We start from the raw sequence: 14,684 nt of genomic DNA, 5'->3' as shown, positions 1-14,684 counted from the left end.
GTTGATGTAAGCGCATACATTTATAGTGAACGCTGGAGGTGATGTTGTTGATTTATCCTTATGGGAATGATTATATCAAATACTTAAACGATGAAGGTTCTTATGGGATCACGTATGAACAATGGAAGTTTAAAAATAGTAAACAATACTCAGACAAGTGCAGACAATGCGGACATGGGAAACACCGCTTTCAACCTTGTCCAAAGTGCAATTATTAAGCGCCTTATGGCGTTTTTCTTTTTTTATCATGAATTTGAAGATGCTATCGCAGAACTTTGATAGATTTCGCGATTCGCCCATTGAATGCGAAAATTCGCTCATAAAATGCAAAAATTCGCCCATTAACTATAAAAACTTGCTCATAAGATGCAAAAATCCGCTCATAAAATCTAAAGCTGCAAAAATGCCTGAATTTTTTAGGAAAATAATAAAAATTTCACTTTTATTGTCAAAAATGAGGGAACTTTTCATTATAATTCATGATATTTAAGAAAATCAGGATTTAATATTGCCTTTAACATTATATTGTTTTCTTATACCATCTAGGAAATACTATTGAGGTTAGTAAATTGAAACAAGGAGATCGCATAGTGAAAGATAAAATCCCCTCATTATCGTCCAACTCATTTTATTTGGGTATTTTGTTAGCGGTCGTTGGAGGTTTTTTAGATGCCTATACTTTTATCAGCAGAGACGGCGTATTTGCCAATGCCCAAACAGGAAATATGGTCCTGCTCGCTGTAAAAGCAGCGAACAGGGATTGGCATGGCTCGCTGCTTTATATCCCGCCCATTTTAGCATTTATCTTAGGTGTTTTGGTATCAGAAATGGCTAAAATTCCTCGTGTAAGACAAGTTCTACACAGCTATAGAAGGTCAATTCTTATCTTAGAATGCCTTGTATTAATTATTGTAGGTCTATTACCACGAAGTGTGCCGAACATCGTAGTAACTGTATGTATCGCATTTGTATCCTCTTTACAAATTTCTACTTTTAATAAAATCGACAAGTGGGCTTACAATTCAACCATGACAACAGGAAATCTTCGGACGGCAACCCAAGCAGCCTATTTGGCATTAAAAGAAGATAATGATGAAGCCAAAAAACAATTCAAGGAATTTTTTGTGATCATTCTTTCTTTTTTATTTGGCGCGTTGACCGGGACATTTTCCACCACCTACATAGGGAACACCTCTATTTGGATTGCTTCTGGGATTTTAGTGATCGCACTTATTTTGTATCACCGGGATCGAGGTTATATAAGCAAGTCCTTAACGTTAAGATAGTATGTTAGGTGTCTGGTACTTATGTAGAAGAGGCTGGAACAAAGGAGAACCAGCCTCTTCCTGTCTTCCTGTTGAAATATTCCTACTCAACCATTTCCAACGTATGAATTACCTCTTTTAGTGCTTCTATTTCATCGTCCCCGGAAACTTCTAATATAATTTCTGCCTGTTTAGGGATCGCTAACGATAAAACACCGAGTACCGATTTTACATTAACCTTCCGTCCTTTATAAGTAAGAAAGATATCAGCATTAAATCGAGAAGCATTTTGAACTAATTGATTGACCGGCTGAGCATATAAACCTGCATTCCTGTTGATTGTTACTGTTTGTTGTATCATGATTTTCCTCCTTGGCTACGATGTTATAGCATCTGTAAATAATGCACTTTTCTTATGTATGAAACTACGTCACTAAAAATGCACCATTGACTCAATATGGGCCATTTTGTGTGGTAGTCCTTCTGCGCTGCCTATTGAGTTCCCTAGTACTTTAGTTTAAATCTAATAATTTGAATGGATGTCCCATAAAAATAGGCTTTTGAATCAGTGGCAATACCCACCCATTTTTCATATTTTGATGGAGAGAGTACTTGAAGCATCGGTGAATTCACCTGTAACACACTATTTTTCTGATTTGTTCTGTTCCCCTTTTCATGTAATGGCACAAAAGGTTGATTTAAAATAGACGGAGGTATGAAAATGAATCCTTTCCAAAATGAACTACAAATGTTGAATGTTGGCGATTTCCAAGCGAGCCAGGCAGTTCCTATAGACCCAAACCAATACTATATGGATCAGTCTCGACAATTCGGTGTTATGGGCGGTTTTGGTGGTTTAGGTGGTTTTGGCCGTTGTTTTAGTTGTTTTAGCTGCTTTAGCTGTTTTAACTGCTTTAATTGCTTTAGTTGTTTCCGTTGCTTTAATTGTTCGCATTGCTCTAATTGTGGCGGGGGCCATCGCTGCGGCGGCCATAATTGCGGTGGAGGTCATCGCTGCGGAGGTTAATAGTTCAATTTTTCTAATGTAAAACTGGTTGGTTAAGGAGAAGAGGCCGTCACTGCGTGAGTTTTTGCAGAGCCTCTTCTCTTTTAGCTTAGACATAAGGGACAAATTGCGGTACATAGAATTATAGTGAAGTGTTGTTACAGAATGGAGTAAAGCTACGGCTAAGGAGGAGCGAAATGACAAGTTTGAACCCTTCTATGCGTCTGAAAGTGAAAAGGGACACGTTTTTTCTCCCCGATTCAATCAACGGTGTGTATTTTCGGAACAACATTAGCTCGTTCCGTATGGAAGGCAGTACGATCGATCAGTGGGTTGAAAAGCTGATACCGATGTTCAATGGGGAGTATACTTTGGGGAATTTAACAGAGGGATTGCCGGGCCCATACCGAGATCGAGTGTATGAAATTGCAGAAGTGCTGTATCGAAATGGGTTTGTCCGTGATGTAAGTCAAGACCATCCGCATCAATTGGAGGATCAGGTTCTTAAAAGACATGCTTTTCAAATTGAATTTGTCGACAGTTTTGTCGATTCGGGAGCATACCGTTTTCAAACCTATCGTCAGGCCAAAGTGTTGGCAGTTGGCTCAGGTCCTTTTTTTGTTTCGTTGGTTTCTTCGTTAATTGAATCCGGATTGCCCAAGTTCAAATTACTAATCACTGACACGGTACCGACTAATAGACGGCGGTTAACGGAACTCGTGGCACATGCCCGTAAGACAGACCCTGAGGTGGAGGTAGAGGAGGTCAACCTGAAGGACGATGGGGTAAATTTTTGGCGGGAGAGTGTGCAACCGTTTGATTCAATTTTGTATGTGTCACAGGAAGGAAATTTAGAGGAGTTGCGGCTTCTTCATACGGTATGTGGGGAAGAGAAAAAGGCATTCCTCCCTGCTATTTGCTTACAGCAGGTGGGAATAGCTGGTCCGTTAGTGAATCCAGAATCTGAGGCGAGCTGGGAGTCTGCTTGGCGCCGCTTGCACCAATCTGTGCTATTCAAAGACCAGCAAATTACTGCTTTCTCTTCCACTGCCGGCGCAATGTTGGCCAATGTAATCGTATTTGAATTGTTTAAGGAGGTTACAGGAGTAACAGAACTGGAACAAAAGAATCAATTCTATTTGCTTGATCTTGATACGTTGGAAGGACACTGGCACTCGTTTATTCCCCATCCACTGGTGACCGGACGAATATCGACTGAATGGGTAGAAGATTTCGATAGGCGGATTGAACAGGGATTAAGCAGTGGTGAGCCGAGTGAATTGCTACTTTTTTTCCACCAATTGACATCAAAAGAGTCAGGGATTTTCCATATTTGGGAGGAGGGAAATTTAAAGCAACTTCCGTTAGCTCAGTGTCGTGTTCAGGCTGTCGACCCTTTATCTGACGGACCGGCTAAGCTGTTAGGAGACATTGTCTGTTCAGGACTGACACATGAGGAGGCTCGAAGGGAAGCCGGTCTTGCAGGGATTGAAGCCTATGCGTCACGAATGGTCGATTTGCTCGCTACGAGGCTACTTCCACATCAGGAAGTAGAGGGTAGAATGCTAGAATTGCAGGAATTTGTTGGGGTTGGGACTGGGGAAACGTTTGCGGAAGGAGTTTGCCGCGGGTTGCAAAAGTGTTTGGCCGAAGAACTGAACATTCAACAGCGTAATCAGAAGATATCTGTCTCTCGGGTGCAGTTGAGTGCTGTAGAAGATGAACGTTGCCGGTTTTATTTGCAGGCGCTGACTACAATGCAGGGGGCACCAGTTATCGGTTTAGGTGAGGAAGTGTCCGGTTTCCCTGTGGTATGGCTCGGTACGAGTCAGGGATGGTATCGTAGTGTAGATTTGAATATAACATTGGCGTTACGGAAGGCGTTACAACAAGCACTAATCAAAGTTCAAAACCCAAATACTTGTCTCACCGAGCAAGCGTTTGATGTTTCATCCTTGCTTCTGGAAGAAATGGTGCCGCTAAGCCTAGTAATCCCTGCTTGTGAAGAGAGGATAAAATCCGAGAACTTGCAGTCCGCTATGGAAGTCTTGGCACGAAATCATAAGCGGCTTTCGGTGTTCGAACAAGAAATAGAACCATTTTTGAAAGAAGGATTGGCAGGGGTGTTTGGTGTGTTGCTTCGAGAGGAGGAATCTAGGTGAGCGCTGTCGTGTTGGTTGTTGGAGAAGGGGTGGTGGCGGACAGTGTATGCGAAGAACTGTTCGCTCATTACCATGTAGTTCGCCAGACCGAATTCGAGGCGGTTGTACCGAAAAAAACTGATTTGGCTCTGGTGCTTCAGGATGCCTGGAATCCTTCTGTTCATCAAAAGGCAGAAGAGATATTTCGGCTAACAGGCACACCCTGGCTGCGAGGCTTCGTTTCATTTGGAGAGGGTGTAGTGGGGCCACTAATTCGACCAGGTACGCCCGGGTGTTCTCAGTGTGCGGATATGAGACGTCTCATGGCTGGACGCGACCGTAAAGAGATGTGGGAGATGAAGCAGAGGCTGAAGGAATACAGAGGTATGCAGCCTGAAGGCTGGGCATCCTTCACAGGACTCTTGCAGCTGTCATACCAGATCAGGGCAGAGGTACAGCGAATTTTGGAGGGTGAACAAGCACTTTCGGAAGAACAGGTATGTTTAATTAATTTGAAAACATTAAATAGTTCATGGCATTCCTTTCTCCCTGACCCGCTGTGTCCGGTTTGTAGCCATTTACCAGACGATTCGGAGGACGCTGCTCAAATCTCATTGCAGCCAAGTCCGAAGATCAGCCTGGACAGTTACCGCTGCCGTTCGTTGGATGATCTGAATAAAGTTTTAGTTAAAGACTACTTAGATCATCGAACGGGCCTTTTGAATGGTAAAATGGTTGACCTCGTGCCGCCATTTGCCGATGTCAGTGTGAATCTGCCTTTGTTCGAAGGGGATGAGGGAACAGCAGGCAGGACAAATTCATATGAGGTAAGTGAGTTGACTGCCATTTTAGAAGGACTCGAGCGGTACTGCGGTCTGGAGCCACGCGGGAAACGTACAGTCGTCTTTGATAGTTTCCGCAATTTGAAAAATAATGCACTCAATCCTATGAAAGTAGGTGTGCATGCAAAGGAACAGTATGAGCAGCATGGTTTTCCTTTTCAACCGTTTAATCCTGAACGACCAATGAATTGGGTATGGGGTTATTCGTTTTTGGAAGAGCGTCCAATTCTTGTGCCAGAGTTGCTTGCCTATTACAGCTTGGGCTGCGGCCAGCGTGGATTTGTCTATGAAACTTCCAACGGATGTGCATTAGGCGGAAGTTTGGAGGAGTCTATTTTTTACGGAATTATGGAAGTGGTGGAGCGTGATTCATTTCTAATGACTTGGTACGCGCAGCTGAACCTGCCGCGTCTTGACCCTTCCTCAGCTGATGACCAAGAATTGCAGTTAATGATCGAACGTATGCGGTCGGTCGCGGGATATGATCTTTATTTGTATAACTCTACGATGGAGCACGGAATTCCAAGTATTTGTGCGATTGCAAAAAACAGGAAGCAAAAGGGAGTGAATCTCATCTGTGCCGCTGGTGCACATCTCGACCCTGTAAGGGCGGTAAAAAGTGCGGTTCATGAGTTGGCTGGCATGATGCTGTCTCTTGATGAGAAATTGGAGTCTAACCAGGAAGAGTATAGCCGAATGCTGCAAGATTCATCACTGGTCCAACAGATGGATGATCATGGTATGCTGTACGGTTTGCCGCAAGCGGAAGATCGCCTGGATTTTTTACTTGAAGATAATCGTCCGTTGCGAACATTTGCCGAGGAATTCAAGTGGAAATCGAGGCATACGGACCTTACAGATGATCTCCTGGACATAATTCAAGTTTTTCGCCCATTAAATCTTGATGTGATTGTGGTGGACCAGACGGCACCAGAATTGAAACGAAACGGATTGTATTGCGTGAAAGTGCTGATTCCGGGGATGCTGCCGATGACATTCGGACAACATCTTACCCGTGTAACTGGGCTGGAGCGTGTGCTCAGGGTACCGATGGAACTCGGTTATTCAAAACAACCGCTGACACTTGAACAATTAAACCCACATCCGCATCCGTTTCCATAAGAGGCGACCTAGGAGGCAAGGAGGATGAGTCTAGAGGAGTTTTTGCACAATCTGCATTTTGACATTGATAAGGCAAGTGTGCCTAACTGGGAAGTGGATTGGGAAGATGCGCCACTTTCTTATAAGCTCTACAGTGGCTTACCTGTGGTACCATTTTCTCTAGAAGTACCGCTGACACTTGAAGGACAAGAACAGCCCGCAAAGCCTGATCTTCGTAAAGTCGGTCATTTCCTCTGGTATGTATACGGCCTTACTCAAGTTAGCCAGTCAGTCTTTCCCTTGGATTCCAAAGATAAAACGGCGAATCTAATACAGTCATATCGGCGATTCGCTCCTTCCGGCGGGGCATTGTATCCAAACGAATTATACGTTTATCTTAAGGTAGAGGATTCGCCTGTTGGGATGTACCATTATGATGTGGCCCATCACCGCTTGGTATTGTTGCGAGAAGGAAATTTCGATTCATATATCGCCCGTGCTCTTGGTAACCGCTGTGATATATCTGCCTGCTTTGGAACTGTGTTTGTGTCAACCATGTTTTGGAAAAATTTCTTTAAATACAATAACTTTTCTTACCGTCTGCAAGGGTTGGATGCCGGAGTGGTAATTGGGCAGTTACTGGAAGTAGCAAAACGTTTTGGCTTTGCATCAGGGGTTTATTTTCAGTTTCTAGATCGGGCCATGAACCATCTTGTTGGGCTTTCCGAACAGGACGAGAGTGTTTATGCGGTTATCCCGCTTTCAGTAGAACCTACCATTTGGTCTACTAACGGGAGTGAAAAAGAAGGTTTTGTCTCTGCCGCCGAATTGTGCCGAGAGTTAACAGCGATTCAGCCCCATCATTACATCCGGTCACGGAGGGTTAAAGAGTATCCAATGTTAACAATGTTGAATGAAGCGTCCATGCTTGATTCAACGCAAGCGTTTCGGCTGATCGAGGCGAAAGAGAGTTTGAATGGTAACGGTCATGCGGAAGAGCTGCCTCACGTGAACCGGTTGTCATATGATCTAGCGTCGGTCTGTCGTAAGCGATTCTCGCCAGATATGGATTTTGTTTTGGGAAAGGTAAGTCAACCTCAACTGGCAACACTAATGCAGGAGGCGACCGCATCCTTCTCGTATCGGAATGATTTGGATGGACCACTTCGGAAGAACGTGCCTCGTGTTTCACTGTATGGCTGTTTATATAATGTTGAAGGTATTCCAAATGGTGCCTATCATTATGACAGTGCTGCTCATGCGTTACGATTGGTGGATCTCGGTGATTATCGACTCCAATTGCAATCCGGAATGTCTCTAGATAATGTGAATTTGCTCCAAATACCTCTCTGCTTACATGTGGCAGGGGACAGGGAATCATTCAGAACGGCACTGGGTTACAGAGGATACCGGATCCAACAAATGGAAGCAGGCATGCTAGTACAACGATTACTGTTAGCGGCGTCAGCCCTCGGAATGGGGGGGCATCCACTCCTCGGTTTTGATGCAAACTTGAGTGATGAGATTTACAAGATGGAACCACTAGGAAAAACCAGTCTAATCCAAATTCCAATTGGTCCCTATCGACAGCGTCCTTGGTTGAAGGGAAGTTTGCATTGTTAGGATTAATAGGTTTACTTTAGTTCTAAGGTTATTGCAGGAAGAACTTCATGATGTTCCAGTTAATCCTATGGTTTCAAAAAACGAGTTTAGTCCAGAAGCGAAATAGGCAAGTATTCATGAGGATTAATATTAAGATGCCTTCACTTCCAATGAATGGGTGAAGGCTTTCCCAATTGCTTCGAGTGGATTTGAACATTTCTATCAAGAAGGATAAAGCTCTGTCTTATCTTTATGATTCTGATAAAAGATGTTCATGAATCCTTCTTAATGACACTTTTTCGTATTCTCCTGATTGATTCAAAAAATGCCTTAATTGGATGGGGGGATGTTTATGGCTGCCATTGGTATAGAACCGTATTTGCATGTTCGTTTTGCCAAAAATCCAGTATACGATCCAATTGGCCACAAGTTAAGCTTTATCGCAGATTATACTGGTTTGCCACAGGTTTGGGAACTTAATCTAGGGGAAGGGTGTGAAGGATGGCCAGTCCAAACTTCCTTTACAAAAGAAAGAATCACCTTTATTAACTATCTAAATGGCAAATCTAATTTGATTATTGGTATGGATGTTGGCGGAAATGAAAATCAGCAATTGTACTTACTTAAGCAAGAAGGAAAACTAATTGAGTTGACAAACTCACCAGACCATATACACCGTTATGGCGGAAGCTCGCCAGATGGAAAATGGATTGCTTGGTCGAGTAATCGCCGTAATCCAGCCTTTTTTGATATCTATATTCAAAATCTGGAATCATTGGATATTCGTCTTTTGAATTCTGGTGATGGAATATTTTCAGCGGTTAAATGGTCTCCTGACGGTAAATCCATTTTGGTCCAGAAAATAAATTCCCCTCTAGATAATGATTTGGGCATAATCGACCTTTCAACAGGGGCTATGAACTGGTTAACAGAACATACAGGGGAAGCAAGTTTTAAAGATGCCCATTTTAATAAGGATGCGGACCATATATATTTATTATCGAATAAAGACAAAGAATTCTATGGGCTTGCTCTTATAAATTTAAAAACCAAACATCTCGAGTGGCTAGAGCTGGGAAAGTGGGATTTTGAGGATTTGGCAATGAATAGCGATAAAAATTTGTTAGCTTATTCGATAAATGAGGGGGGAATTTCCAAGGGGGTACTTTTAGACATAAATCGAAGTTACATTTATACGTGGAAAACTCCAATCGGAGTCATATCAAATCTGAAATTTTCCCCTGATAGCCAAAAACTAGCGTATGTGTTTAAGGGACCGACATATCCCTCTGATATATGGGAACTTGACCTATACACCATTCAGGCAGAGAGGCTTACTTATGTTTCACGTTCACCAGTCCTGGAACATAAATTAGTTGAGCCGGAGCTTATATCCTTTCGCTCTTTTGATAACCTGGAAATTCCTGCCTTTTATGCGAAGCCGAGAGATTCCACTGAAAAACATCCTGTTGTTATATACATTCATGGCGGGCCTGAGAGTCAAGCACGTGTGGTATACAACCCAATTCAGCAGTATTTACTAAACCAAGGTTATGCCGTGTGTACACCAAACATTCGAGGAAGTACAGGTTACGGAAAAACATTTACACATTTGGATGATGTCCGAAAAAGAATGGACGCTTTAAAGGATCTCATTTATTTAGTGGAATGGCTAAAGGCGAATGGGAACGTAGATCCTAAAAAAATCGGGATCATGGGCGGGAGCTATGGAGGGTTTATGGTTCTTGCTGCCATCAGTCACTATCCACAGCTTTGGTCTGCTGCTATTGATATTGTGGGAATGTCCAGCCTTAGAACATTCCTTCAAACAACAAGTCCATGGCGTAAGAAGCACAGGGAGAGTGAATACGGAACAATAAAAAGAGACGGAGAATTTTTTGATAGAATTGATCCATTGAATTATTCAGATCGAATAACCACCCCATTATTAGTAATTCACGGGAAGGGTGATCCGCGTGTCCACATAAGTGAATCTGAGCAAATGGTCAACAAACTAAAAGAACGGCAACACGCAGTTGACTTTATTCGCTTTGAAGATGAAGGCCATTCCATTGACAAACAAAAAAATAAAATTACTGCTTATAAGGCAATGGTAAATTTTCTCGATCGATATATCGGTAATCGATCCTAACTCGGGTGAGGGATATGGAGATAAGCCCAAGAGTAGCGGCACGGCAGTTGTTGATTTTGAAGTTGCCATCGCAGAACTTATTGAATGGATGAGAATTAACCAGTTAAACACGCAACAATGGAACTAATTTACTTAAGGAAATTGAGAGGATTTAATTACCTTATCACAGAAAATAGGAAAGAGTCTCCCCAAACAAAGGGAGACTCTAATTTATCTATGAAAGAATGTAATCTATATTACTTAGAAAACTGTAGTTCTTCAGACACAGATTCAGGTTTGTCACAGGTACTTTCCATGATATAGTGTTTTCCATTTTCTGATGACTCATGGAGTCCGTGCATTGCTTCTAGAACATGGTATGCTAATTCACCATTGGCTCGATAGTTACCTCCTTCGAGGATCGCCTTGGCCATATCTGCGACACCCAGTCCTCTGCAGTTTTGATCGTACCCAGAAGTCAGCGGGACCTCCACAAATGCATTTTCGTCACGTTTTCTTACCCGAACAGGACCGCCAAATGTATTTGGATCTGGAACGAGTATCGTACCTTGACTTCCATAGATTTCAATAGGTGGCAGCGATGTTCCGCCAAAGGCGTCAAAGCTGGTTGTAATGGTCCCGATGACACCTGAATTAAAATCAATCACACCGGAAAGATGGGTAGGGGTAGAGACTTGAATCTCTGTTCCTGCTTTAGGTTTACTAATCACGGTTCGTTTTGGATAACTAATACGAGCGGATCCAGTAATTCGGTTAATAGGTCCTAACAGTGCTATTAATGCTGTTAAATAATAAGGACCCATATCAAACATTGGTCCGCCGCCGGTCTCATAATAAAAGGCAGGGTCTGGGTGCCAATGCTCATGTCCACGGCAAATCATGAAGGCCGAAGCACCAACAGGGACACCAATTTCTTCTTGTTCAATTAATTGGATTGCTGTTTGAATACCAGCACCTAAGAAGGTGTCAGGTGCACTCCCAACTAAAAGATGATGCTTCTTGGCTGTCTCTAGAATTTGTTTACCTTCCTCACGTGTAACAGCAAGCGGTTTTTCCGTATAAACATGTTTTCCTGCTTCGAGTGCTTGAATACAAACAAGGGCATGAGCTTTTGGAATCGTTAAATTAATGACTAGTTCAATTTCAGGGTCTGAAAGCAGTTCCACGACAGAACAAGCTTTTGGAATCCCGAATTTCTCAGCCTGAGCCTGTGCACGCTGTAAATCTAAATCCGCACAGGCAACAAGCTCAAGGTGTGAGAATTTCTGACAATTTTCCATATAAATAGAACTAATATTTCCGCATCCAATGATACCGATTTTAAGCCTTCTCATTATTGGTTCCTCCGGATTAATATTCTTGGTCATTGTAAAAATCTAATTATTATTAACTGTCTCCCATACCAGTATAAACACGGCCATTTCCATAAAGAGCGGCTAAGTCCACACCTTCGGCCCGTTTCTTTCCTTCCGCAGCCCATAAAAATCCGCGGCGCATAATAAGCGTTACTTCTGGCATTGTAATGACATTAGCTTGGTGTCCTAATGAACTATAAAAAACATTTCCAAGACCCCAGCGTTTTGTCCAAACAACAGGCATATCAACAGCTTTATTGGCAGCATGAGGACCGTGAACAACTGGGAAGCGAGTGGTCGCTAACACTTCAACGGCTGGATCAAAATGAAGGTAATACTGCTCACTGACAACTTTAAAATCGGAAATGCCCTCTAATAACGGACTTGTAGAATGCTTGATGTTTACCATATATTCCACACCATCATTTCCAGGATGTGCTACCCAGTTTCCGCCTGTCATGAATTGCCAATCCACATTGTTGCGGAAGGAGTCACAAATTCCACCGTGGCATCCTGCTAAACCAACCCCAGCCATAACCGCTTCGGAAATATTTAAGGCATATTTATTTTCAATCTTACCCATTGTCCAGTGGGGAATAATTAGATCTAAGGATTTCAGCTTTTCCGTGTCTGCATAAGCGTCAAGTGTATTGGAAATCTCAACTTGAAAGTTTTCTTCCTCAAGTATCCCTCTAAAGATTTCTGCTATCTGATCTGGTTGATGGCCATCCCATCCGCCCCAGACGATTAATGCCTTTTTTTTCATAATTAGAGCACTCCTTTAATTTTTATTTTTTTATACTTCAGATATACGAATCCATTGACGTTTTTCTATCGATAAATCAACCGCCTCCAAAACTTCTTGGCACTTTACGCCATCACGGAAGTTTGGAACGGGCTGGCGATCTTCACGGAATGACTCCATAAGTTCAACTACTTCGTGAATAAACGTATGTTCATATCCAATCGTATGTCCTGGCGGCCACCATGCTTCCGCAAAAGCGTGGGAAGGGTCAGTCGCTAAGACGCGGCGGAAGCCTTGGACATCATCTCTATCATCAGCAAAATAAACCTGAAGTTCATTCATGCGTTCAAAGTCAAAGATGACGCTTCCTTTACTGCCGTTGATTTCAAAAGAATTCTTACAACGATGCCCTGTAGCAAATCGTGTAGCCTCAAAGCTTCCTAAAGCTCCGTTAGCAAAACGGGCTAAAAATAGGGTAGCATCATCAACCGTTACTTCGCCTTTTTCATCACTATCGCTGCCTTTAGCAGATAAACCAGTCATTTGAGAAGGAATTGGTCTTTCTTTAATAAAGGTTTCATTCATTCCAATAACCTCAGTAATATCACCGATTAGATAATGAGCCAAATCGACAAGATGGGCTCCCAGATCTCCATGAGACCCTGAACCAGCAATCTCTTTTTGCAGTCTCCAGGCTAGCGGGAAGTTCGGATCTACGAGCCAATCCTGTAAAAACCAGGCGCGGAAATGATAGATTTCTCCTAGCTTACCTTCGTCGAGAAGCTTTTTAGCCAGCATCACAGCAGGGGCAAAGCGATAGTTAAAGCCGACCATATGTTTAACCCCAGCAGATTCAACGACTTCAAGCATTTCTCTAGAATCCTCAAGTGTAAGCGCTAACGGTTTTTCGCAAAAAACATGCTTGCCTGCTTTTGCTGCTGCAATTGTTATTTCTTTATGTACATCACTCGGTGCATTGATATCGATAAGGTCAATATCTTCTCTTTGTAAAAGAGTTTTCCAGTCGGTTGTATGTTCCTCCCAACCGAATTGCTTAGCTGCAGCCTCGACAGCGTTATGGTCACGACCACAAATCACCTTCATTTCAGGATGAATGATCTTAGGGAAAAACAGCGGAAGATCTCGATAGGCATGACTGTGGGCTTTGCCCATAAATTTGTAGCCAATCATTCCAATTTTTACGGTTTCCATAACGAATCACCTTTTCTTATTTAAGAATTAAAAAGAATAAAATATTAATAGATTTTTATTAAGATTGTTTGGTGTAAGTTGTCTTAAGTTGTGAAGATGCCCGTTCTATAAAGGTAACTGGCAATCGTTCATTAATTTCTGACATGGTACCTTGAGTGATCAATTGGAGAACTTTTTCAGCTGCCAATTGCCCCATATCAAAAAGCGGTACATGAACGGTGCTAAGTGGCGGGGAAGTCATCCTTGAAATTTCAGAGTTATCATACCCAATGAGAGCATAATCACGACCTGCCTGGTAGCCTTGTTCACCTAAACCCTGCATAAGACCAATAGCCATTCGATCATTCCCGGCAAAAATAGCATGGATCTCTGGCAGTAAAGAAGCTATACCGGCAGCCGCTTGAAAACCACTTTTACGGCTATAATTCCCTTGGAAAAGTAACTGAGGATTGTAGGGAATACTCACATTCAAAAGGGCAGTTTTATAACCGTGTAACCTTTCGATACTATTTGAAAATTCATTTGGTCCATTTAAAAAGATAATTTGTTCATTCCCATTCATTAGCAGAGAGGATACGGCTTGTAAACTACCATCAAAATGTTCTGCGTCAATGGAATGAAAGGGATAGCCCGAAAAAGTTTGATTCACAAGACAATAGGGGAGTTGCAAATGGTGTAAATTTTCAAGTGCTTCCACTTCACCAGGAACATCCTTGGAACCTAGGATGATGCATCCATCTACCTTCTGAGTATGAAAAAGCTTCACATAATCTTTCGGCTCATCAGGGGATTGAAATAAAAGTAGCAAACCATATCCAAACTCACCAAGCTTTGCACCAATTCCACTTAAAAGTTCCGAAAAATAATGGGTAGTCATCAAGTTTACTCTTTGAAAATAAGGAACAATGACCCCAATGTTGTTACTTTTCCCACGTGCAAAGCTTTGGGCAATGGCATTAGGGTGGTAGTTCAGATGTTGGGCGGCTTGCAAAACCTTTTGTTTTGTTTCTTCACGTAAGGGACCGATATTATTAAATACTCGTGAAACGGTGGCTTCAGAAACGCCGGCTAATTTTGCAACATCTTTCCGGTTTGCCAAGATATCACCTCTAAACTTATAATGTACACGCGTTCATTCTCTCTTATTATCTGATAATTGTCAATATTAAAATTTGTTATTATTTATTGTTAAATTTGATAATTTCCAGAAGATATACAATATTAATTATCTGTATTGTGGGTATAACATTATGGTAATAGTGA

At 42.3% G+C, this 14,684-nt stretch carries 12 protein-coding genes; 7 read left to right on the top strand and 5 right to left on the bottom strand.

Annotation, left to right across the window (positions count from 1 at the left end; all coding sequences use genetic code 11):
- Positions 1–102 precede the first annotated feature (102 nt).
- Together J7E67_RS06875 and J7E67_RS06870 are read left to right on the top strand one after the other, a co-directional pair.
- On the top strand, positions 103–279 hold the full coding sequence (locus J7E67_RS06875) for a hypothetical protein (RefSeq protein WP_214713784.1): 177 nt from the start codon (positions 103–105) through the stop codon (positions 277–279).
- Between the two features lie 311 nt (positions 280–590).
- Positions 591–1,286 carry a YoaK family protein gene (locus J7E67_RS06870; RefSeq protein ID WP_214713786.1) on the top strand — a complete coding sequence of 232 codons (696 nt, stop codon included), beginning with the start codon at positions 591–593 and terminating at the stop codon, positions 1,284–1,286.
- A gap of 82 nt (positions 1,287–1,368) precedes the next feature.
- On the opposite strand, the gene J7E67_RS06865 is transcribed toward J7E67_RS06870, so the two are convergent.
- On the bottom strand, positions 1,369–1,626 hold the full coding sequence (locus tag J7E67_RS06865; RefSeq protein WP_214713788.1) for an HPr family phosphocarrier protein: 258 nt from the start codon (positions 1,624–1,626) through the stop codon (positions 1,369–1,371).
- Positions 1,627–1,980: 354 nt separating this feature from the next.
- Between J7E67_RS06865 and J7E67_RS06860 the strand changes: the two genes are divergently transcribed.
- From J7E67_RS06860 to J7E67_RS06840, 5 genes are all read left to right on the top strand, one after another.
- Entirely contained in the window at positions 1,981–2,292 is a 312-nt protein-coding gene (locus J7E67_RS06860) for a heterocycloanthracin/sonorensin family bacteriocin (protein WP_308161360.1), read from the top strand.
- A gap of 176 nt (positions 2,293–2,468) precedes the next feature.
- Positions 2,469–4,433, top strand: a complete 1,965-nt coding sequence (locus J7E67_RS06855; protein WP_214713792.1) for a putative thiazole-containing bacteriocin maturation protein — start codon at positions 2,469–2,471, stop codon at positions 4,431–4,433.
- Entirely contained in the window at positions 4,430–6,376 is a 1,947-nt protein-coding gene (locus J7E67_RS06850) for a TOMM precursor leader peptide-binding protein (protein ID WP_214713794.1), read from the top strand. Before J7E67_RS06855 ends, J7E67_RS06850 begins: the two co-directional genes overlap by 4 nt.
- Positions 6,377–6,400: 24 nt before the next feature.
- A complete protein-coding gene (locus J7E67_RS06845; protein WP_214713796.1) occupies positions 6,401–7,978 on the top strand; it encodes a SagB family peptide dehydrogenase in 1,578 nt (525 codons plus the stop codon).
- A 331-nt stretch (positions 7,979–8,309) separates the two neighbouring features.
- Positions 8,310–10,109 (top strand): S9 family peptidase, encoded by a 1,800-nt coding sequence (locus tag J7E67_RS06840; protein ID WP_214713798.1) that lies wholly within the window; start codon positions 8,310–8,312, stop codon positions 10,107–10,109.
- A 236-nt stretch (positions 10,110–10,345) separates the two neighbouring features.
- On the opposite strand, the gene J7E67_RS06835 is transcribed toward J7E67_RS06840, so the two are convergent.
- The 4 genes from J7E67_RS06835 to J7E67_RS06820 are packed head-to-tail and all read right to left on the bottom strand — an operon-like array spanning position 10,346 to position 14,520.
- Complete coding sequence (locus J7E67_RS06835; protein ID WP_214713800.1) at positions 10,346–11,443, bottom strand: Gfo/Idh/MocA family protein; 1,098 nt, start codon at positions 11,441–11,443, stop codon at positions 10,346–10,348.
- A gap of 52 nt (positions 11,444–11,495) precedes the next feature.
- Positions 11,496–12,230 (bottom strand): ThuA domain-containing protein, encoded by a 735-nt coding sequence (locus tag J7E67_RS06830; protein WP_214713802.1) that lies wholly within the window; start codon positions 12,228–12,230, stop codon positions 11,496–11,498.
- Between the two features lie 30 nt (positions 12,231–12,260).
- Positions 12,261–13,421: a Gfo/Idh/MocA family protein gene (locus J7E67_RS06825; protein ID WP_214713804.1), complete on the bottom strand. Its 1,161-nt coding sequence runs from the start codon at positions 13,419–13,421 to the stop codon at positions 12,261–12,263.
- A gap of 58 nt (positions 13,422–13,479) precedes the next feature.
- Positions 13,480–14,520 (bottom strand): LacI family DNA-binding transcriptional regulator, encoded by a 1,041-nt coding sequence (locus J7E67_RS06820; RefSeq protein WP_214713805.1) that lies wholly within the window; start codon positions 14,518–14,520, stop codon positions 13,480–13,482.
- Positions 14,521–14,684 lie beyond the last annotated feature (164 nt).

It is taken from the genome of Bacillus sp. ISL-46 (assembly GCF_018613205.1).
Note: the sequence above shows the minus strand (reverse complement) of the source record. Positions and strands in the feature narration are given on the sequence as shown.